At 62.1% G+C, this 18926-nt stretch carries 18 protein-coding genes and 1 tRNA gene; 11 read left to right on the top strand and 8 right to left on the bottom strand.

What is annotated here, in order from left to right; genetic code table 11:
* Positions 1-1149: a threonine aldolase family protein gene (locus ACJRPG_RS18910; RefSeq protein WP_408001658.1), complete on the top strand. Its 1149-nt coding sequence runs from the start codon at positions 1-3 to the stop codon at positions 1147-1149.
* Here the strand turns inward: ACJRPG_RS18910 and ACJRPG_RS18915 are convergent.
* The 3 genes from ACJRPG_RS18915 to ACJRPG_RS18925 all read right to left on the bottom strand — a co-directional run bounded on the left by ACJRPG_RS18915 (position 1146) and on the right by ACJRPG_RS18925 (position 4906).
* Positions 1146-2129, bottom strand: coding sequence for a hypothetical protein (locus ACJRPG_RS18915; protein WP_408001659.1), 984 nt, complete (start codon positions 2127-2129; stop codon positions 1146-1148). The genes ACJRPG_RS18910 and ACJRPG_RS18915 overlap by 4 nt on opposite strands.
* A 108-nt stretch (positions 2130-2237) precedes the next feature.
* On the bottom strand, positions 2238-3098 hold the full coding sequence (locus tag ACJRPG_RS18920; RefSeq protein WP_408001660.1) for a flagellin N-terminal helical domain-containing protein: 861 nt from the start codon (positions 3096-3098) through the stop codon (positions 2238-2240).
* A gap of 179 nt (positions 3099-3277) precedes the next feature.
* Positions 3278-4906, bottom strand: coding sequence for an electron transfer flavoprotein-ubiquinone oxidoreductase (locus ACJRPG_RS18925; protein WP_408001820.1), 1629 nt, complete (start codon positions 4904-4906; stop codon positions 3278-3280).
* Positions 4907-5096: 190 nt separating this feature from the next.
* On the opposite strand from ACJRPG_RS18925, the gene ACJRPG_RS18930 reads away from it, so the two are divergent.
* Positions 5097-5873, top strand: coding sequence for an SDR family oxidoreductase (locus tag ACJRPG_RS18930; RefSeq protein ID WP_408001661.1), 777 nt, complete (start codon positions 5097-5099; stop codon positions 5871-5873).
* An 86-nt stretch (positions 5874-5959) separates the two neighbouring features.
* On the opposite strand, the gene ACJRPG_RS18935 is transcribed toward ACJRPG_RS18930, so the two are convergent.
* Positions 5960-6526, bottom strand: coding sequence for a LuxR C-terminal-related transcriptional regulator (locus ACJRPG_RS18935; protein ID WP_408001662.1), 567 nt, complete (start codon positions 6524-6526; stop codon positions 5960-5962).
* A gap of 120 nt (positions 6527-6646) precedes the next feature.
* Between ACJRPG_RS18935 and ACJRPG_RS18940 the strand changes: the two genes are divergently transcribed.
* Positions 6647-7345, top strand: a complete 699-nt coding sequence (locus ACJRPG_RS18940; protein WP_408001663.1) for a CoA transferase subunit A — start codon at positions 6647-6649, stop codon at positions 7343-7345.
* Between the two features lie 12 nt (positions 7346-7357).
* A complete protein-coding gene (locus tag ACJRPG_RS18945) occupies positions 7358-8008 on the top strand; it encodes a CoA transferase subunit B (protein ID WP_408001664.1) in 651 nt (216 codons plus the stop codon).
* Positions 8009-8070: 62 nt separating this feature from the next.
* Here ACJRPG_RS18945 and ACJRPG_RS18950 read toward each other — a convergent pair whose 3' ends face one another.
* Positions 8071-9384, bottom strand: coding sequence for a dicarboxylate/amino acid:cation symporter (locus ACJRPG_RS18950; protein WP_408001665.1), 1314 nt, complete (start codon positions 9382-9384; stop codon positions 8071-8073).
* A gap of 127 nt (positions 9385-9511) precedes the next feature.
* Positions 9512-10306 (bottom strand): 3-hydroxybutyrate dehydrogenase, encoded by a 795-nt coding sequence (locus ACJRPG_RS18955; RefSeq protein WP_408001666.1) that lies wholly within the window; start codon positions 10304-10306, stop codon positions 9512-9514.
* A 94-nt stretch (positions 10307-10400) separates the two neighbouring features.
* Between ACJRPG_RS18955 and ACJRPG_RS18960 the strand changes: the two genes are divergently transcribed.
* The 3 genes from ACJRPG_RS18960 to ACJRPG_RS18970 are packed head-to-tail and all read left to right on the top strand — an operon-like array spanning position 10401 to position 13922.
* On the top strand, positions 10401-11282 hold the full coding sequence (locus tag ACJRPG_RS18960; RefSeq protein WP_408001667.1) for an alpha/beta fold hydrolase: 882 nt from the start codon (positions 10401-10403) through the stop codon (positions 11280-11282).
* Between the two features lie 13 nt (positions 11283-11295).
* The gene (locus tag ACJRPG_RS18965; RefSeq protein ID WP_408001668.1) at positions 11296-11646 is read left to right on the top strand and encodes a RidA family protein; all 351 of its coding nucleotides are present in this window, start codon (positions 11296-11298) and stop codon (positions 11644-11646) included.
* Positions 11647-11675: 29 nt separating this feature from the next.
* Positions 11676-13922, top strand: a complete 2247-nt coding sequence (locus ACJRPG_RS18970) for a RelA/SpoT family protein (RefSeq protein WP_408001669.1) — start codon at positions 11676-11678, stop codon at positions 13920-13922.
* Between the two features lie 59 nt (positions 13923-13981).
* Here ACJRPG_RS18970 and ACJRPG_RS18975 read toward each other — a convergent pair whose 3' ends face one another.
* Both ACJRPG_RS18975 and ACJRPG_RS18980 read right to left on the bottom strand, forming a co-directional pair.
* Positions 13982-14899, bottom strand: a complete 918-nt coding sequence (locus ACJRPG_RS18975; protein ID WP_408001670.1) for a cation diffusion facilitator family transporter — start codon at positions 14897-14899, stop codon at positions 13982-13984.
* The gene (locus tag ACJRPG_RS18980) at positions 14896-15342 is read right to left on the bottom strand and encodes a cache domain-containing protein (protein WP_408001671.1); all 447 of its coding nucleotides are present in this window, start codon (positions 15340-15342) and stop codon (positions 14896-14898) included. Before ACJRPG_RS18980 ends, ACJRPG_RS18975 begins: the two co-directional genes overlap by 4 nt.
* Before the next feature lie 92 nt (positions 15343-15434).
* Here ACJRPG_RS18980 and ACJRPG_RS18985 point away from each other — a divergent pair.
* The 4 genes from ACJRPG_RS18985 (at position 15435) to ACJRPG_RS19000 (ending at position 18913) form a co-directional block, all read left to right on the top strand.
* Positions 15435-15511 (top strand) — tRNA-Val (locus ACJRPG_RS18985).
* A 189-nt stretch (positions 15512-15700) separates the two neighbouring features.
* A complete protein-coding gene (gene thrS, locus ACJRPG_RS18990) occupies positions 15701-17608 on the top strand; it encodes a threonine--tRNA ligase (RefSeq protein WP_408001821.1) in 1908 nt (635 codons plus the stop codon).
* A 48-nt stretch (positions 17609-17656) separates the two neighbouring features.
* Positions 17657-18178 carry a translation initiation factor IF-3 gene (gene infC, locus ACJRPG_RS18995; RefSeq protein ID WP_408001822.1) on the top strand — a complete coding sequence of 174 codons (522 nt, stop codon included), beginning with the start codon at positions 17657-17659 and terminating at the stop codon, positions 18176-18178.
* Positions 18179-18424: 246 nt separating this feature from the next.
* Positions 18425-18913, top strand: a complete 489-nt coding sequence (locus ACJRPG_RS19000; protein WP_408001672.1) for a hypothetical protein — start codon at positions 18425-18427, stop codon at positions 18911-18913.
* The last annotated feature ends 13 nt before the right edge of the window (positions 18914-18926 follow it).

Raw genomic sequence — 18926 nt, forward strand, 5'->3', positions numbered from 1 at the left:
ATGACGCTGAACCGCCGCCAGTTCCTGGGATCTTCCTTGCCGCTGGCGGTGCTCGGCGTGCCCGCCGCCGCGCAGGCCGCCGGCCAGCCCGGCGCGCTTCCGGCAGCGAATACGGACCAGCTGGTCCTGTTCACCGGCGACTCGCTGCCGCGCAGCCCCGCGGGCTACGCCGCCCAGTTGCAGGCCCTGCTGGCCGGGCGCGAGAAAGTCAGCGACAGCTACCTGTCCGGCGGCGCGGTGGCGGAACTGGAAGCGAAGTTCTCGGCCCTGCTGGGCAAGGAGGACACGGTCTTCCTGCCCACCGGCACGCTGGCCAACCACATTGCCGTGCGCCTGCTGTGCGGCGAAGCGCGCCACGCGCTGGTGCAGCAGGAAAGCCATCTCTACCGCGACGAATCGAATGCTGTTACCAACCTGAGCGGCATCAACCTGGTGCCGCTGGCGCCGGGCCGCGCCGCGCCCACGCTGGCCGAAACGGCCGCCGCCATCGAGCGCGCCGAGAGTGGCCCATACCCGATCAAGGTCGGCGCCATTGCGCTGGAAAGCCCGGTGCGCCGCGCCCAGGGCGCCACGCTGGCGCCGCCGCTGGTGGCCGCGATCGCGCAGCTGGCGCGTGCCAAAGGCATTCCCATGCACCTGGACGGCGCCCGCCTGCTGCTGATGTCGGGCATGCCCGGCTTCACGGTGCAGGGCTACTGCGCGCCTTTCGACACGGTCTATGTGTCGCTGTACAAATACCTGAACGCGCCTTTCGGCGGCGTGCTGTCCGGCAGCAAGCCCATGATGGCGAAGGCGCGGGCATTGCGCCACCAGTTCGGCGCCAGCATCTACAACGGCTGGGAAGCGGCATTGCCGGCCCTGGCCGCGCTGGATGGCGTGGAGCAGCGCTGGGCCGCCGTGCGCGCCGCGGGCGACCAGCTGCTGGCGGCGCTGGAGGCCACGCCCGGCTTCCGCGTGCAGCGGGTGGAGCAGGGCAGCAATATCGCCGTGCTGGAAATTGCGCCGGAACGCCTGGCGGGACTGGAAGCGCGCTTGGCGCAGGCGCAGGTCCGCCTGCGCGCGCCGAAGGACGGCAAGGTTGAACTCTGGTTCAATGAAACGCTGCTGCGCCGCGATACCGCAAGCCTGCGGGCGGCGTTCGCCGGCTAGCCGGCGCGGGCCTGGCCGGAAGGCTCGAAGAACAGCTCATCCGGCGGCAGCGGCTGCGACATCAGCACCGCCACTTCGGCCATCGCCTTGAAGATGGCCGGCGACAGCAGGTTGACCTGGCTGCGGGTGGGCTGGTTGTCGATGGCGTTCACCGGCGACAGTTCGCGCATCAGGCGCGCGCGCACGATCTGCACGCCGCAGCGGCTGACCATCGAGGCGATTTTCGGCAGCATGTCGCGCACATGCTGCATGGCGGCGCCCTGGGCCGCGCCGATCTCGAGCGCCACGCCGTTTTCGGCGGGCTCCATCTGGATCACGATCTTGCCGAATTCCGGCAGGTTCAGTTCCAGCCGCAGCGCGATGCGCGGGCGGCGGCGCTGGCGGTTCGGGCCATCTTCCTGGCCCGGATCGCGCGCCACCACGCGCAGCACCAGCTTCTCGGCGCCCCAGGCGTAGACGGCGAAGCGCCAGGCATCCACCTCCTGCGTCAGCTGCGGCGCCGGGCGGCCGCCGTCGCGCAGCATGACGGCGTGGGCCGGGTCGGCCATCAGCAGGCTGGCCGGCACCTGGCGGCCGCTGGCCTGGCGCTGCAGCGCGGCGCGCTGTTCGCTGTAGGTGCGCACCATGACCATCCAGGACGCGGCCATGATGCTGGTGTCGGGCGGATGCCAGACCAGCTGGCGCGTCAGGAAAATCTGGTTGGCGGCCATGGAGCCGGCCGGCTCCTCGCCGGACAGCAGGCGCGCGGCCAGGCCGGCCGCGGCGGCCGTGGCCGCCTGCTGGCCCTTGGTGGCGCCGTCGACGGCATCGAGCAGGGCGCCGACCGAGGCCGGCAGCCCGGAATGCAGGGCGAATTCGGGAGTGCTGTCATGTGGCTGGGCGACCGATGGGATCGGCTGCGCGTGGCCCGGCTGTTCGCGGGCGACACGTTCCGGAATGGTCAGCGCCGAATTTAACGGCGGAACACGGTCAATTGCCATATAGCCACTATATCATGCGTCCAAACGAAAAAAGCCAACCGGGCGTCCGGTTGGCTCCTTGTCCGGAACCGCCAGGCACTGGGGGCGCCTGGGGTTCGTCTGCGCTTATTATTGCAGCAGGGACAGAACCAGCGAGGACTGGCTGTTCGACTGTTTCAGCATTGCGGTACCAGCTTGCAGCAGCATCTGGTTCGAGGTCATCGCTGCGGATTCCGAAGCGAAGTCCACGTCCATGATACGGCCGGTTGCGTTCTTGGTGTTGGTCGAAACGTTGGCCAGGTTGGTGGCAACGTGGTCCAGACGGTTAGCAGCAGCACCCAGTGCGGAACGCACTTTACCGACGGAGTCGATAGCGGTGTTGATCACGTCGATGATGGTGGAAGCCGCGCCCTGGGTGGTCACTTCAGCGCCGGTTGCAGCGGCGGTGTAGTTCGAGGTCACAGCGGTCAGGTCGGTTGCGGTCAGCTGGGTCATGTCGGCCGACAGGTCGATCGTCATTTTTTCAGCCGAGCTTGCACCGATCTGGAAGTCCATCGAAGCAGCAACGGTACCGCCTTCCAGCAGGATCTGGCCGCCGAAGGTGGTGTTTTTCATGATGTTGGCCAGTTCCAGGCCCAGTGCATCGTATTCAGCTTGCAGAGCAACGCGGTCGTCGTCGGTCGAGGAAGCGTCGGCGGACTGGGTTGCCAGATCCTTCATACGCACCAGCATGTTGTTCACTTCGTCGAAGGAACCTTCAGCGGTTTGCAGCAGGGAGATCGAGTTCTGGGTGTTACGCGCTGCGGTAGCCATACCGCTGGTCTGCGCTTTCAGACGGGTTGCAATCTGCAGGCCGGCAGCGTCGTCCATTGCCGAATTGACGCGGTAGCCGGTGGACAGGCGCGTCATCGACATCGACAGATTCTGTTGGGTCTTGGAGATCGCGTTTTGTGCGGACAGTGCCGCTGCATTAGTGTGAAGGCTCAGCATGAGAAACTCCTGTTGGGGTGGGTTCAAGTCCAGAGCAGCAGTCGCTCTGCGCTCTCAGAAGTACAAGACGACCGTTTACGAGCATACATTAAATTCCACGCGGAAATTTTTGAAATTTTTTTTGCACATAAAAAAACAGCGCAGGCCGGGGCGCTGCGCTGTTGTTATATTGTTACTGCTTACATGTTCGGATAGTTCGGCCCGCCGCCGCCTTCCGGCGTGACCCACACAATATTCTGGGTCGGATCCTTGATATCGCAAGTCTTGCAATGCACACAATTCTGGGCATTGATCTGCAGCCGGTCCTGGCCTTCGTCCGTGCGCACGAACTCGTAGACGCCGGCCGGGCAGTAGCGCTGCTCCGGGCCCGCGTATTTTGCCAGGTTGACATCCACCGGCACCGCCGGGTTCTTCAGGGTCAGGTGGATCGGCTGGTCTTCGGCGTGGTTGGTATTCGAAATGAAGACCGAGGACAGCTTGTCGAAAGTCAGCTTGCCGTCCGGTTTCGGATAGGCGATCGGCGCGTAGTTGGCGGCCGGCTTCAGGCATTCATGGTCGGCATGGCTGTGGTGCAGAGTCCATGGCGCCTTGCCGCGGAACAGGATCTGGTCGATGCCGGTCAGCAGCGAACCCATATACAGGCCCTTGCTCAGGTACTGCTTCACATTGCGCGCCACATGCAGTTCCTCGTGCAGCCAGGACTGCTCGAAAGCGGCGGGGTAGGCGGCCAGTTCGTCGTGCTGGCGGCCGGCGCCCAGCGCGTCGAACAGGGCCTCGGCGGCCAGCATGCCGGACTTGATGGCCGCGTGGCTGCCCTTGATGCGGCTCATGTTCAGGAAGCCGGCATCGCAGCCGACCAGGGCCCCGCCCGGGAACACCAGTTTCGGCAGCGACTGCAGGCCGCCGGCCGTGATCGCCCGCGCGCCATAGGAAATACGCTTGCCGCCTTCGAAGAAGTGGCGGATTTCCGGGTGCGTCTTATAGCGCTGGAATTCCTCGTAAGGCGACAGGTAGGGATTTTCGTAATTCAGGCCGACGATGAAGCCCACCACCACCTGGTTGTTCTCCAGGTGATAGAGGAAGGAGCCGCCGTAGGTATCGCTGGCCAGCGGCCAGCCCGCGGTGTGGATCACGAGGCCGGGCTTGTGCTTGGCCGGATCGATTTCCCACAGCTCCTTGATGCCGATGCCGTAGGCCTGCGGGTCCTTGCCCTTGTTCAGGTCGAATTTGGCCATCAGCTGCTTGCCGAGGTGGCCGCGTGCGCCTTCGGCGAACAGCGTGTATTTGCCGTGCAGCTCCATGCCGAGCTGGAAATCCGGGCCCGGCTCGCCGTCCCGCTTCACGCCCATATTGCCGGTGGCCACGCCCTTGACCGAGCCATCATCGTTGTACAGGATCTCGGCGGCAGGGAAGCCGGGGAAGATTTCCACGCCCAGCGCCTCGGCCTGCTGGCCCAGCCAGCGCACCACATTACCCAGCGACACTACGTAATTGCCGTGATTCTGGAAGCACTGCGGCAGCATGAAGTTCGGGGTCTTGAGCGCCTTGCCCTCGGTCAGGAACAGCATGCGGTCTTCCGTGACCGGCGTATTCAGCGGGGCGCCTTTTTCCTTCCAGTCCGGAATCAGTTCGGTCAGGGCGCGCGGATCCATCACGGCGCCGGACAGGATATGGGCGCCCAGTTCGCCGCCTTTCTCCAGCACGACGACGGACACGTCCTGGCCCTTCTCCTGGGCCAGCTGCTTGATGCGGATCGCCGCCGACAGGCCGGCAGGGCCGCCGCCGACGATGACCACGTCATATTCCATCGCTTCGCGTGGGCCGTATTGTTCGATGAGGTTTGTCATGTTTTTTATAGGAATATTGAAAAAGCAAATTAGCACGAGTGTGCTTCTTTTTTCGCATGAACGCAATGTCGGCGCCATTGTATTAGATGTTCCCGTCTAATACTGGCATTTTGTGTAATGATGTGGGTGCAGAACACAGAGGAGGAATGCCGTGGGCATCGAAGTGAATTTTGAAGGCAAGATCGCGTTGATTACCGGTGCGTCGAGCGGGCTGGGCGCGCGGTTTGCCAAGGTGCTGGCGGGCGCCGGCGCCCAGGTGGTGCTGGCCTCGCGCCGCACCGAGCGGCTGAAGGAGTTGAGGGCGGAGATCGAGGCCGACGGCGGCGCGGCCCACGTGGTGGCGCTGGACGTGACGGACTACGCCAGCATCAAGTCGGCGATCGCCCATGCCGAAACGGAGGCGGGGCCGATCGACATCCTGGTCAACAACTCCGGCGTATCGACCACGCAAAGGCTGCTGGACGTCAGTCCGGAAGACTACAACTTCGTGATGGACACCAACCTGCGCGGCGCCTTCTTCGTGGCGCAGGAAGCGGCCAAGCGCATGATTGCGCGCGCCAAGGGCGACCCGAAAAAGCAGCACCGCATCATCAATATCGCCTCGGTGGCGGGGCAGCGCGTGCTGCCGCAGATCGGCGTGTATTGCATGAGCAAGGCCGGCGTGATCCACATGACGAAGGCGATGGCGGTGGAGTGGGGCAAGTACAACATCAATACGAATGCCATCTGTCCCGGCTACATCCTGACCGAGATCAACGAGGACTACTTCGCCAGCGAGCAGGGCCAGCGCCTGGCCGAAATGCTGCCGCGCAAGCGCCCCGGCAAACCGGAAGATCTCGACGGCCTGCTGTTGCTGCTGGCCGGCGACGAAGCCCACTTCATCAACGGCGCCATCATCTCCGCCGACGACGGCATGACCGCCCAATAGCCACTGAGCAACATGACACCATGGGGTCAGGCACCGCCTGTCATGCTGACACAGGTGCCTCGGCGGCCCCGCCTGACCCCACGGTGTCATGGTTTGGCGGTAACGCCCATCAGTTTGTGGACCAGCTCGGAAGAGGTGGAGGCGCCGAATTTGCGCATCAGCTTGGCGCGGTGCATCTCGACCGTGCGCGGGCTGAGGCCGGTTTCGCGCGCGATCAGCTTGCTGGTCTTGCCTTCGACGAGGAAGGCCGCGATCTCGCGCTCGCGCGGCGTCAGTTCGGCCGAGACCGGGCGTTTTTCGCTCACATCTTCGAAGGTCCACACGCCCGCGCCCAGCGGCTGCTGCGGGTCCAGCGCGCGCCCCGTCACGTGGCACCAGAACAGCTCGCCGTTCTTGCGCCGCATGATGCGCTCGTCCGAATAGCGCCCCCTGGCGTTCATGATGGGAATGATGCGGTCGCCGGTGCGCAGGAATTCGTCCACCGTGGGATACAGCACCTGGAACGATTGCCCGTCCAGCTCCCCATGCCCGTAGCCGAACATGGACGTCAGCGCGTCGTTGGAGGACTGGATAATGCGGTTGAGCGAGATGCACATGCCGACCGGGGCATACTTGAAAATGGTCTCGTAGTCGATCTCGTAAGGCGCGTTCATCAGTTTCCGTTTCGGTTTGTGCGGTAGTTCTACGGTATTGTGCTTTTGACTCGCGTATTCTATTCTGAGTCGCGATCTGTACTACAGAGCAAGCTTATCAAAAAAATAGAGGGGGCACCCATGAATAAGATCTACCCTGATGCCAAGGCCGCACTGGCCGGCATCATCCAGGACGGACAGACCATCGCTGTTGGCGGTTTCGGCCTGTGCGGCATTCCCGAGGCGCTGATTGCAGCCCTGCGCGACACTGGCGCGAAAGAGCTGACGGCCATCTCCAACAACGCGGGCGTGGACGGTTTCGGCCTCGGCCAGCTGCTGGAAACGCGCCAGATCAAGAAGATGATCGCATCCTACGTGGGCGAGAACAAGGAGTTCGCGCGCCAGTTCCTGGCCGGCGAGCTGGAACTGGAATTCACGCCGCAGGGCACGCTGGCCGAGAAGCTGCGCGCCGGCGGCGCGGGCATCCCGGCCTTCTTCACCAAGACCGGCGTGGGCACCGTGGTCGCGGAAGGCAAGGAGATCCGCGAATTCGACGGCGAGCAGTACGTGATGGAGCGCAGCCTGGTGGCCGATGTAGCCCTGGTCAAGGCCTGGAAGGCCGACAAGGCCGGCAACCTGGTCTACCGCAAGACCGCGCGCAACTTCAACCCGAACGTGGCGGCCTCCGGCAAGATCACCGTGGTGGAAGTGGAGCAGCTGGTGGAAATCGGCGAGATCGATCCGGATGAAGTGCATACGCCGGGCATCTTCGTGCACCGCATCGTGCTCAACGCAACGCCGGAAAAACGCATCGAACAGCGCACCGTGCGTTCGAACTGAGGAGACACAATCATGGCATGGACTCGTGATGAAATGGCCGCGCGCGCAGCGAAAGAACTGCAGGACGGCTTCTATGTAAACCTGGGCATCGGCCTGCCTACGCTGGTGGCCAACTATGTTCCTTCCGATATCGAAGTGTTCCTGCAGTCCGAAAACGGCCTGCTGGGCATCGGTCCTTTCCCGACCGACGATGAAGTGGATGCAGACCTGATCAACGCCGGCAAGCAGACCGTGACGGCGCTGCCGGGCGCCGCCTACTTCAGCTCCGCCGATTCCTTCGGCATGATCCGCGGCGGCAAGATCAACCTCGCCATCCTGGGCGCGATGCAGGTCTCCGAAAAGGGCGACCTGGCGAACTGGATGATCCCCGGGAAGATGGTGAAGGGCATGGGCGGCGCAATGGACCTGGTGGCCGGCGTGAAGAAGGTGGTGGTGCTGATGGAGCACGTGGCCACCGCCAAGGACGGCAGCACCTCGCACAAGCTGCTGAAGAAATGCGACCTGCCGCTGACCGGCGTGGGCGTGGTGGACCTGATCATCACCGACCTCGGTGTGATGGAAGTGACTGACAAAGGCCTGAAAGTCACCGAGCTGGCGCCGGGTGTAACGAAGGAGCAGATCGCCGCCGCTACCGGCGTCGAGCTGGATTTCAGCGCACTGTAAACTTCGCCGCACCATAAAAAAAGGCACGCTTCGGGCGTGCCTTTTTGCTTTGCGCCGCAGCCTTACTTGGCCGGCGCATGCTCCACGATTTCCGGCGCGCTGCCGGTAGCCGCTTCCACCGGCGAGGGATGCGCCAGCTCGCGCTGCATCGTTGCCGTATCCAGCTCGCCTTCCCACTTCGACACCACGATCGCTGCAACGCCATTACCCACGAAGTTGGTCAGCGCACGGCATTCGCTCATGAAGCGGTCGATGCCGAGAATGAGCGCCATGCCCGCCACCGGAATGGTCGGCACCACGGCCAGCGTTGCAGCCAGCGTGATAAAGCCGGCGCCGGTAATGCCGGAAGCGCCTTTCGACGTCAGCATGGCCACGCCCAGGATGGTGAGTTCCTGCGTCAGCGTGAGGTCGGTATTGGTCGCCTGCGCCACGAACAGCGCCGCCATCGTCATGTAGATATTGGTGCCGTCCAGGTTGAAGGAGTAGCCCGTCGGTACCACCAGGCCGACCACCGACTTCGGCGCGCCCAGCTTTTCCAGCTTGCGCATCAGCGAAGGCAGGGCGCTTTCGGAGGACGAGGTGCCCAGCACGATCAGCAGTTCTTCCTTGATATACAGGATGAAGCGGCCGATCGAGAAGCCCGTCGCCTTCGCGATGGTGCCCAGCACGATGAACACGAACAGGAAGCAGGTCAGGTAGAAAGAGCCCATCAGCTTGGCCAGCGGCAGCAGCGAAGCGATGCCGTATTTGCCGATGGTGAAGGCCATCGCGCCGAACGCGCCGATCGGGGCCAGCTTCATGATGATGTTGACCATGCCGAAGATGGCCTGGGCCGCATCGTCGATCAGGTTCGTGATCGGCTTGCCGCGCTCACCCAGCAGCGACAGCGCAAAGCCGAACAGCACGGAGATCAGCAGCACCTGCAGGATATCGCCCTTGGCGAAAGCATCGACCACGGTATTCGGGATGATGTTCATCACGAAGTCCACGGTGGACTGGTGCTTGGCCTTCTCGGTGTATTGCGCGATGGCCTTGGTGTCCAGCGTGGCGGGATCGGCGTTGAAACCGGCGCCCGGCTGCACGATATTGGCCACGAACAGGCCGATCACCAGCGCGAAGGTGGACACCACCTCGAAGTAGAGCAGGGCCTTGCCGCCCACGCGGCCGATTTTCTTCACGTCCTGCATGCCGGCGATGCCCGACACCACGGTACAGAAGATCACCGGCGCGATGATCATTTTGATGAGTTTGATGAAGCCGTCGCCGAGCGGCTTCATGGCCACGGCGTCGGTCGGCAGGTAGATGCCGAGCAGGACGCCGAGCGCAATCGCGAACAGCACCTGCACGTACAGGATTTTGTAGAAGGGTTTTTTCATGATGCGGTCTCCACTTTTGATGACCGCATCATGCGCGGCGATGAGAGATATCGCCATTGTGAATATCCGCATTGTGGTTAACCGCAATGCGGAAAACCACTATGCGTTACTACTTATGCCATAAGGCTTATTGCGCCACCCAGCCGCCGTCCACATTCCACGCCACGCCGCGTACCTGTTTGGCCGCGTCGCTGCACAGGAAGACGGCCAGGCCGCCCAGTTCTTCCGGCGTCACGAAGTCGCCGGATGGCTGTTTGTCGGCCAGCAGCGCGTGCTTGGCCTGCTCATTGCTCAGCCCATCCTTTTCCGCGCGCGCGTCGACCTGCTTCTGCACCAGCGGCGTCAGCACGAAGCCGGGGCAGATGGCGTTCACGGTGACGCCGGTGGTCGCCGTTTCCAGCGCGCTCACCTTGGTCAGGCCCACGATGCCATGCTTGGCCGCGACATAGGCCGACTTGCCCGCCGAGCCGACCAGGCCATGGGCGGAAGCGATATTGATGATGCGGCCCCAGTTTTTCTTCTTCATGCCCGGCAGCGCGAGGCGGGAGGTGTGGAAGGCGGAGGTCAGGTTGATGGCGATGATCGCGTCCCATTTCTCGACCGGGAACTCGTCCACGTTCGCCACGTGCTGGATGCCGGCATTATTGATGAGCACATCGGTGCCGCCGAATTTCTCGTCGATGAACTTCATCATTGCTTCGATTTCAGCCGGCTTGCTCATGTCCGCGCCGTGATAGGCGGTCTGGATGCCGAATTCCTTTGCCACATCGGCCTGCAGCTGTTCGATTTCCTTTGCATCGCCGAAGCCGTTGAAAACGATATTGGCGCCCTCGGCCGCGAGGCAGCGCGCAATGCCCAGGCCGATGCCGGAAGTCGACCCCGTTACCAGCGCGGTTTTGCCTCGTAAGTTAGTGCTCGTCATCTCATCCTCTGTGGTAAAAGTAAGCTTGTTAGGATTCTAAATCCAATGCACGTTAAAATGTAGCCCGAAAAGCAAATGGCAGAGGGACCAGGCGATGGCCGAAGCGAAAATAAAATCCGTTCAATGCCTGTCGATGGCAGGCCTGCACCACATGGCGTACAAGGAGTGGGGCGATGCTTCCAATCCGGACGTACTGGTGTGCGTGCATGGCGTGACCCGCGTTTCGGACGATTTCGATGCTCTCGCACAGTCATTGTGCAAGGATTACCGTATCGTTTGTCCCGATGTTGTGGGCCGCGGCCGTTCGGGCAAGCTGCACAACCCGGACCTGTACCGCATTCCGCAATACGTCAGCGATATGGTGACTTTGCTGGCGCGTGTGCTGGCCGATGGCGAAAAGCAGACCGTGTCCTGGTTCGGCACCTCGATGGGGGGGCTGATCGGCATGGGCCTGGCCTCGCTGCCGGACTCGCCGGTTGAACGCCTGATACTGAACGATATCGGTCCGTCGCTGGATGGCGTGGCATTGCGCCGCATCGGCGACTACCTGAGCCAGGAGCTGCGCTTCCCCAGTTTCGAGGCCGGCGCGCAGTGGGTGCGCGAAGTCTCTAAGCCCTTCGGCGAGCATACGGACGCCGAATGGCACAAGCTGGCCGCCGACGTTCTGCGCCAGGACAAGGACGGCCAATGGAGCCGCCATTATGATATGGGGTTGGCACATCCCTTCCGCAGCATCACCCCGGAATCCGCGGAACGCGACCAGGCCATGCTGTGGGCCGCATACGATGCGATCCGCTGCCCGACCCTGCTGGTGCGCGGCGAGCATTCAGACCTGCTCTCGCGCGAGACTGCACTGGCCATGACCCAGCGCGGGCCGAAAGCCAGGCTGGTCGAAATTCCGGGCGTCGGCCATGCGCCGACGTTCATGCACGATAACCAGATCGCCATTGCGCGCGATTTTTTGTTGAACCAGTAAAGAAGAGAAGAATATGGAAATCAAACGACTGCACGTGGGCAAACGCCTGTCCGAAGTGGCAATCCACAACAGCACCGTCTACCTGGCCGGCCAGATCGCTGAAAACACCAGCGTCGGCATCCAGGAACAGATGACGGAAGTGCTGGGCCATGTGGACCGCCTGCTGGCCGAAGCCGGCAGCGACAAGACTTGCATCCTGTCGACCCAGATCTATATCTCGGACATGGCCAATTTCGCCGGCATGAACGAAGTGTGGGACGCATGGGTTGCCAACGGCCACACGCCGCCGCGCGCGACGGTGGAAGCCAAGCTGGCCAATCCGGCCTGCCTCGTTGAAGTGGTTGTGGTGGCAGCACAGCGTTAAGGTTCGGTTTTTAGTTGTAAAGGTTTCGTATGGTTTCAACTGCAGCATTGAACAGCGCTACGTCGGAGCTGCTGGTACAAGGACTTTCAGCCGACGAGGCCCTGCGCATGCAGGGCGCGCTCGATGCAGCGCACGAAGCCTATGCAGGCAAGACCGCGAGCAGCGGCCAGCCTGCATTTGAATTTGCCATCGGTGTGGCCAGCACGCTGGCCTACCTGCGCACCGATGTGGAAACGCGCATTGCGGGCCTGATGTTCGAGCTCACCGTGCTCGAACCGGCGCAGGCGCCGTTCATCGAACAGCGCTTCGGCAAGGAAGTCGACGACCTGGTATGCGGCGTGCGCCAGCTGATCCGCCTGCGCGAACTCACCCAGTCCTCGGCCAATGCCGACACGCGCGGCAAGAACGCGGCGCAGCAGGCCGTCGCCCAGCTGGAAACCCTGCGCAAGATGCTGCTGGCCATGGCCTCGGACATGCGCGTGGTGCTGGTGCGCCTGGCGTCCTGCTGCACCACCTTGCGCTACTTCGCGGACACCAAGCTGTTCAACGAGATGACGCATGCCTACGGCCGCGAAACGCTGGACCTCTACGCGCCGCTGGCCAACCGCCTCGGTATCTGGCAGATCAAATGGGAGCTGGAAGACCTGTCCTTCCGCATGATCGAGCCGGAGAACTACAAGCGCATCGCCAAGATGCTGGAAGAGAAGCGCATGATGCGCGAGAGCTTCGTCACCTCGTCCATCGAGCGTCTGCAGTCCGAGCTGGCTTCCGCCGGCATTGCGGCCGAAGTGTTCGGGCGTCCGAAGCACATCTACAGCATCTGGAACAAGATGAAGGGCAAGGAGCTCGACTTCACCGAGCTGTATGACGTGCGCGCCTTCCGCGTCATCGTCAAGGACGTGAAGACCTGCTACACGGTGCTCGGCGTGGTCCACAACATCTGGACCCCGATCCCGAAAGAATTCGACGACTACATTTCGCGTCCCAAGCCGAACGGCTACCAGTCGCTGCACACGGTGGTGACGGCGGACGACGGCCGCCCGCTGGAAGTGCAGATCCGCACCCAGGAAATGCACAACTTCGCCGAATACGGCGTGGCTGCGCACTGGCGCTACAAGGAAGAGGGCGGCTCGGACTTCAAGGGCCAGAAATACGACGAGAAGATCGCCTGGCTGCGCCAGCTGCTGGCCTGGAAGACCGACGTGGCCGATGCCGTGGTGGACCAGGAAGACGTGCAGCGCGAATGGGTGGAAAAGCTCAAGTCCGCCTCGCTGGACGACCGCATCTTCGTGCTGACGCCGCAGGCCCGCGTGCTGGAACTGCCGGTCGGCGCCACCCCGATCGACTTCGCCTACCACCTGCACAGCGATGTCGGCCATCGCTGCCGCGGCGCGCGCGTGGACGGCGTGATGGTGCCCCTGAACACGCGCCTGAAGAGCGGCCAGACCTGCGAGATCATCACCGCCAAGGGCGCGCCCGGCACGGTAGGCCCGTCGCGCGACTGGCTGAGTGCCGAATACACGGTCAGCAACCGCACGCGCGCCAAGGTGCGCGCCTGGTTCAACGCCATCGACATGCAGGAAACGCTGGCGCACGGCCGCGCGCTGGTGGAAAAATCGCTGCAGCGAGAAGGCAAGACGGCCGTCAACCTTGAATCGCTGGCGCAGAAGCTGGGCTTCTCGAAAGTGGACGACCTGTTCTCCGCCGTGGGCAAGGACGAATTCAGCCTGCGCCACGTAGAGCAGGCGCTGCACGATCCGGTGGAAGTAGTGGAGCCGGAAGATGCAGTGGTGCTCAACAAGAGCCGCGCGTCGAGCACGGAACAGGGCGCCAAGTCGGGTGTGCTGGTGGTGGGCACCGACGGCCTGATGACGCAGCTCGCGCGCTGCTGCAAGCCCGCGCCGCCGGACCCGATTGTGGGTTTCGTCACGCGCGGCAAGGGCGTATCGATCCACCGCCTGAGCTGCAAGAATTTTGCCGAAATGCGCGCCAAGGCGCCGGAGCGGGTGATTGTGACGGAGTGGGGCAACACGCGTACCGACACGGTGTTCCCGGTCGACATGTTCGTGCTGGCGGGCGACCGCCAGGGCCTGCTGCGCGACATCTCCGAGGTCTTCTCGCGCGAGAAGATCAATGTGATCGGCGTGAACACGCAAAGCGCGAAAGGCCAGGCGCGCATGACCTTCACGGCGGAAATCGGCTCCACCAGCCAGTTGCAGAAGGCCCTGTCCGCCATCTCCGAAGTCAGCGGCGTCCTCGAAGCCCGCCGCGCCTAATAATTGGGGACAGACCCGGATTATTTAAATCCGGGTCTGTCCCCAATTTCTGAGCAATATTACTGCGGAGCACCTTGCCGGCCTGCGACCTCGGCCTGCAGCGTAATGTGATCGATGCCATGCTTATCGCGCAGCATCGTCCTGATGGCCTTCAGCGTGCGCGGCCAGGCCTGCAGGTCCGGCACTTCCACATGCCCGATCAATGCAGGCTCGCCCGGCGACATGTCCCACACGTGGAGATCATGGACCGACACCACACCCTCCACAGCTTCGAGATCCGCCCCCAGCTGCGCGTAATCGATATGCGAAGGCACCCCTTCCATCAGATGGTGGCTCGATTCGCGCAAAATGCCGATGGTGGACTTCAGGATCAGCAGCGACACCAGCACCGACAGCAGCGGGTCGATCTGCATCCACCCGGTGTACCAGATCACCGCACCCGCCACCAAAGCCGCCACGGACCCCAGCATATCGCCCAGCACATGAATAAACGCCGCGCGCGTATTCATGCTGTCGCGGTCCTTGGAGAGCACCCAGGCCACCAGCACGTTCACACCCAGCCCGATCGCCGCCACGATAAACACCATCTCGCCCTGCACCGCCTGCGGATGCGAAAAACGGTGCGCCGCCTCGAACACAATCCAGCCCACCACGAACAGCATGGCGATGCCGTTGATAAAGGCCGCCAGCGCCTCGGCGCGTCCGTAGCCGAAGGAATAGCGGGAGGAGGGCGGACGCTTCGCGATAAACTGGGCCAACAGCGCCAGGCCGAGTGACGCGGCATCCGTCACCATATGCCCCGCATCGGAAATCAGCGCCAGCGAATTCGAAAGAAAGCCTGCAACCACCTCAACGCCGGCGAAGCCGAGCGTCAGCCCCAGCGCCCAGGCCAGGATTTTCAGCGAGCGGTCGGCGCGGTAGTGCTGGTGCCGCGCATCGCCCTTCAGGTGCGCATGCAGGTGTGCTGCATCATTCATGGATAAGCCCCGCAAAAAATCACATACCCGTCCACCTTCCTGAACCAGGTCATCTTCAGCCGCACCTGGTCCGTGCCGAGATAAGGGCGCTTGTAGCGGATTGGTCCCGTTTCGCCGCGCTGTGCGCGCTGCAGCAGTTCGCGCATCACATAGCGGTCGTCGGCATCGCGCCAGTTGGCCACGTTTTGCCCGATCATATGCGGCAGGGCGCCATGCGCGCGCACCACGCCGCTCTGGTCGAGCACCACAATGTAGAGGTCGCGATAGGTAAAGGAGCCTTGTGGATTGCTGAATTCGGTCAGCGCCCGCGCCGGCCCGGCCGTGCGCATCATGGCCGCCGCCTTTTCCACCAGCTGCTGCGCTTCCTCCACCGTGCCGCGTTCCGCGGCCTGTACCCAGGCGGCGGACAGGCTGATAAACAGTGTAAGAAGGAATCTTTTCATGGGGCGCTCAATATAGCACGAGGGGCAACACCGCGTTCCCTCTGAAAAAGCCCTTGTTTTTATTTCCCGGCCTCTCTATAATGCTGGCCATCGGGCGGTTAGTTCAGCTGGTTAGAATACTTGGTCGACATCCAAGGGGTCGCAGATTCGAATTCTGCACCGCCCACCAGAACACACAGTAAGAGCGAGAAAGGCAAATCCGGTTATGACACCGCGAACTACCAGCTTGGTTAGTGAGTGACGCTAGTCGATCGGCTTTCTTTTGCTTGTCAATATTGAAGAAAAACGCGGCTAGTCCGCGTTTTTTTTCGTCCGCAGTTTTCAGCGCAGTATCCGCAGCACCCAATTGGAGATCATGATGGTTTCAGTCCGACTTCCCGATGGTTCCGTCCGTCAGTTCGACGCACCCCTCACCGTAGCGCAGGTTGCCACCAACATCAGCACCAGCCTTGGCAAGGCAGCACTGGCCGGCAAGGTCGACGGCAAAGTGGTCGATACGTCCTACCTGATCGACAAGGACGTGGACCTGGCCATCGTTACCGACAAGGATCCGGAAGGCCTGGACGTGATCCGTCACTCCACCGCCCACCTGCTGGCTTACGCGGTGAAGGAGCTGTTCCCGGACGCGCAAGTCACCATCGGCCCGGTCATCGAAAACGGCTTCTACTACGACTTCTCCTACAAGCGTCCCTTCACCCCGGACGACCTGCAAGCCATTGAGAAGAAAATGGCCGAGCTGGCGAAGAAAGACGAGAAAGTCACCCGCAAGGTGCTGCCGCGCGATGAAGCCGTGGCCTACTTCAAATCCATCGGCGAGCATTACAAGGCCGAGATCATCGCCTCCATTCCGGCCAATGAAGATGTGTCCCTGTACAGCGAAGGCAACTTCACCGACCTGTGCCGCGGCCCGCACGTGCCGTCGACCGGCAAGCTGAAAGTGTTCAAGCTGATGAAGCTGGCCGGCGCCTACTGGCGCGGCGATTCGAAGAACGAAATGCTGCAGCGGGTCTACGGCACCGCCTGGGCGAAAAAGGAAGAGCAGGAACAGTACCTGTTCATGCTGGAAGAAGCGGAAAAGCGCGACCACCGCAAGCTGGGCAAGCAGCTGGACTTCTTCCACTTCCAGGACGAAGCGCCGGGCCTCGTGTTCTGGCATCCGAAAGGCTGGACCATCTGGCAGCAGGTGGAGCAGTACATGCGCAAGAAGTACCAGGACAACGGCTACCAGGAAGTGAAGGCGCCGCAGATCCTGGACGCCAGCCTGTGGGGCAAGACCGGCCACTGGGACAACTACCGCGAAAACATGTTCGTGACCGAGTCCGAGAACCGTTCCTACGCGCTGAAGCCGATGAACTGCCCTGGCCACGTGCAGATCTTCAACAGCGACCTGCGCTCCTACCGCGACCTGCCGCTGCGCTACGGCGAATTCGGCCAGTGCCACCGCAATGAGCCTTCGGGCGCGCTGCACGGCATCATGCGCGTGCGCGGCTTCACCCAGGACGACGGCCACATCTTCTGCACCCACGAGCAGATCGAGCCGGAAGTGGTGGCCTTCCACAAGCAGGCCATGGAAGTGTACGAGGACTTCGACTTCACCAATATCGACGTGAAGCTGGCCTTGCGTCCGGACAACCGCATCGGCACCGATGAAATCTGGAACGAAGCGGAAGAGGCGCTGCGCCACGGCCTGCGCGCCTGCGGCGTGACCTGGACCGAGCTGCCGGGCGAGGGCGCCTTCTACGGCCCGAAAATCGAATACCACCTGAAAGATTCGCTGGGCCGTCCATGGCAGGTGGGTACCATGCAGGTGGACTTCTTCATGCCCGAGCGCCTCGGCGCCGAGTATGTGGCGGTCGACAACACCCGCAAAACCCCGGTCATGCTGCACCGTGCCATCGTCGGCTCGCTGGAGCGCTTCATCGGCATCCTGATCGAAAACTACGCCGGCGCGCTGCCGATGTGGCTGGCGCCGGTGCAAGTTGCCATCTTGAATATCTCGGATGCCCAGGCGGAATATGCGAAAGACCTTGAGCAAAAGCTGAGGAAGCTCGGGTTCCGCGTCACCGCTGATTTGCGCAACGAGAAGATAACGTATAAAATACGTGAACATTCCGTGCAAAAATTGCCATATATCCTAGTGATTGGCGATAAGGAACGGGATGCCAACACCGTGGCCGTGCGCGCGCGGGGCAATGTCGATCTGGGCGTCATGTCGATCGATGCCCTGGTGGAACGACTCCAGTCGGATGTCGCTTCCAAAGCCTGACGGAAACCCGTCTTACCGGCCGCTCAATCATTTTTAAAGGAAACTGCAATAGCTACTGACAAGTCGCATCGCATCAATGGCGAAATCACTGCACCGGAAATGCGTTTGACCGGTGTGAACAATGAGCCGCTGGGCATCGTGAGCCTGGCCGAAGCCTTCCGCCTGGCGGAAGAGGCGAACGTTGATCTGGTGGAAATCGCACCGACCGCCGTGCCGCCGGTCTGCCGTCTGATGGACTACGGCAAGTTCAAGTATTCGGAACAGAAAAAGGCGCACGAAGCCAAATTGAAGCAGAAGGTGATCTCGGTCAAGGAAGTCAAATTCCGTCCGGGTACCGATGATGGCGACTACAACATCAAGCTGCGCAATCTGACCAAGTTCCTGGAAGACGGTGACAAGACCAAGATCACGCTGCGTTTCCGCGGCCGTGAAATGGCCCACCAGGACATCGGCATGCGCATGCTGGAGCGTCTGAAAGCCGACCTGGAGCCATTCGGCCAGGTCGAGCAGTTCCCCAAGATGGAAGGCCGCCAGATGATCATGGTGCTGGCGCCGAAGAAGAAAAAGTAATCTTCGCCGTCATCGCAGAAAAAGCCAACCTTTACGGTTGGCTTTTTCTTTTTGCGCGCGATGCAACAGGGTGAGATGGGACCTGGACCGGGTGGGATTTGACCCGGTTCAGGCGGCTCTTCCCCCTGTATACGCAGCCGTGCCCAATGGTATGGAATTTGCGTCAGCCGCCACTGGAAGGTGGGCACGGAAGCGTGTCCACTTGATTCCATTCCTGTTCAAGCTTCATTGGCAAGGAGGGTGGCGATGGCCAGTTACAAGCAAAGATACAATCAATTCCAGGCAGATGTGGATGCACACCTGGGCAGGCCGCTTGGCCGGGTGGGGAAAATCAAGGCGTTCTTCGGATCCTTCTCCGACGCGCGCAAGGCGGCAATCGATCACGTTGTTGCCGAGCATTTATACCAGCCGATCAACATCATCGGGACCACAAGCCAGCCGGGGCAGCGGCCGACGGTCTACTACCGCCGTCCCAGCGGCACTTTCGGGCACATCACGCAAGAGCATGACATTGCCGAGAACGTGGGGCGGATGAAGGCGCGGAAAACGAGCGACTACACAATCGGCAATACCGGGGTGGGTGGCGCAATGGAGGAATCTGCGCCGTCGATAGGGTTTTATCACCCATCCCGCAATCCCTTGAGGAACTTTGCCGACCTCACGCTGCCCGAACGCCACGCTGCCGAACAGGTGCATCTTACTTTTTCGGCGTTCAAAGATGATGATTACGCCTAGGCCGGTTTCAGGC

Origin of the sequence: Pseudoduganella rhizocola, assembly GCF_045984285.3 — a bacterium.
GTDB lineage: Bacteria > Pseudomonadota > Gammaproteobacteria > Burkholderiales > Burkholderiaceae_D > Rugamonas.

Coding starts and splice junctions, on each gene's coding strand:
- ACJRPG_RS18935 (WP_408001662.1), bottom strand. CDS start 6,526: ATGAACGCGCCTTACGAGATCGACTACGAGACCATTTTCAAGTATGCC.
- ACJRPG_RS18925 (WP_408001820.1), bottom strand. CDS start 4,906: ATGGAATATGACGTGGTCATCGTCGGCGGCGGCCCTGCCGGCCTGTCG.
- ACJRPG_RS18960 (WP_408001667.1), top strand. CDS start 10,401: ATGGCCGAAGCGAAAATAAAATCCGTTCAATGCCTGTCGATGGCAGGC.
- ACJRPG_RS18950 (WP_408001665.1), bottom strand. CDS start 9,384: ATGAAAAAACCCTTCTACAAAATCCTGTACGTGCAGGTGCTGTTCGCG.
- ACJRPG_RS18965 (WP_408001668.1), top strand. CDS start 11,296: ATGGAAATCAAACGACTGCACGTGGGCAAACGCCTGTCCGAAGTGGCA.
- ACJRPG_RS19000 (WP_408001672.1), top strand. CDS start 18,425: ATGGCCAGTTACAAGCAAAGATACAATCAATTCCAGGCAGATGTGGAT.
- ACJRPG_RS18970 (WP_408001669.1), top strand. CDS start 11,676: ATGGTTTCAACTGCAGCATTGAACAGCGCTACGTCGGAGCTGCTGGTA.
- ACJRPG_RS18975 (WP_408001670.1), bottom strand. CDS start 14,899: ATGAATGATGCAGCACACCTGCATGCGCACCTGAAGGGCGATGCGCGG.
- ACJRPG_RS18945 (WP_408001664.1), top strand. CDS start 7,358: ATGGCATGGACTCGTGATGAAATGGCCGCGCGCGCAGCGAAAGAACTG.
- ACJRPG_RS18955 (WP_408001666.1), bottom strand. CDS start 10,306: ATGACGAGCACTAACTTACGAGGCAAAACCGCGCTGGTAACGGGGTCG.
- ACJRPG_RS18920 (WP_408001660.1), bottom strand. CDS start 3,098: ATGCTGAGCCTTCACACTAATGCAGCGGCACTGTCCGCACAAAACGCG.
- ACJRPG_RS18910 (WP_408001658.1), top strand. CDS start 1: ATGACGCTGAACCGCCGCCAGTTCCTGGGATCTTCCTTGCCGCTGGCG.
- thrS (WP_408001821.1), top strand. CDS start 15,701: ATGGTTTCAGTCCGACTTCCCGATGGTTCCGTCCGTCAGTTCGACGCA.
- ACJRPG_RS18980 (WP_408001671.1), bottom strand. CDS start 15,342: ATGAAAAGATTCCTTCTTACACTGTTTATCAGCCTGTCCGCCGCCTGG.
- ACJRPG_RS18940 (WP_408001663.1), top strand. CDS start 6,647: ATGAATAAGATCTACCCTGATGCCAAGGCCGCACTGGCCGGCATCATC.
- ACJRPG_RS18915 (WP_408001659.1), bottom strand. CDS start 2,129: ATGGCAATTGACCGTGTTCCGCCGTTAAATTCGGCGCTGACCATTCCG.